Origin of the sequence: Psychrobacter sp. TB55-MNA-CIBAN-0194 (genome assembly GCF_040309505.1) — a bacterium.
Lineage (GTDB): Bacteria > Pseudomonadota > Gammaproteobacteria > Pseudomonadales > Moraxellaceae > Psychrobacter > Psychrobacter fozii.
Genome location: NZ_JBEOOW010000207.1, coordinates 1 through 278 on the forward strand (window position 1 = coordinate 1; position 278 = coordinate 278).

Annotated in this window: 1 pseudogene; it reads left to right on the forward strand. The window is 46.8% G+C overall.

Features of this window, described 5'->3' with window-relative positions:
- A pseudogene (locus AAEY75_RS14845) lies at positions 1–278 on the forward strand (30S ribosomal protein S12 methylthiotransferase RimO); the annotation flags it as partial.

Here is a 278-nt window from a genome sequence, read left to right on the forward strand (position 1 = left end):
GATTTGAAGTATAAGACTAGCTTTTGGAACGGTATGCCGCTTAAGTCGAAGTTTTATGACTTATGCCAAGCATTGAACGAGTTGGGTATTTGGGTACGTCTGCATTATGTCTATCCGTATCCGCACGTCGATAAAGTCGTTGAACTCATGGGCGAGAAGAAGCTGCTGCCTTATTTGGATATTCCTTTTCAACATGCCAGCCATCGCATCCTAAAGGCAATGAAGCGTCCGGCGCACAGCGAAAACACCTTGGCGCGTATCAAAGCGTGGCGTGAGAT